At 33.2% G+C, this 211-nt stretch carries 1 pseudogene; it reads right to left on the reverse strand.

Annotated features, from left to right (window positions below):
* A pseudogene (locus V6260_RS19350) lies at window positions 1–211 on the reverse strand (nuclear transport factor 2 family protein); the annotation flags it as partial.

The raw sequence follows: 211 nt of genomic DNA on the forward strand, positions 1-211 counted from the left end.
TATATCACCATGTACTATACGTTTAATTGGCGATGAATGAATACACTTTAGTATTTTAAACATAAGCCCATAACGCTCAATTAGTTTTTCTTTCCCTTTAAATAACACTTCATTAGGGAAAAGATAAAACTCTACGTTTTCGTCATATCCCCGAAGAAACTCTTCTATATTGCGAGCATTATAAGCTTTCACAAGTTGCTCTACTACTGCA

Origin of the sequence: Pseudoalteromonas aliena (assembly GCF_038155085.1) — a bacterium.
Taxonomy (GTDB): Bacteria; Pseudomonadota; Gammaproteobacteria; order Enterobacterales; family Alteromonadaceae; genus Pseudoalteromonas; species Pseudoalteromonas aliena_A.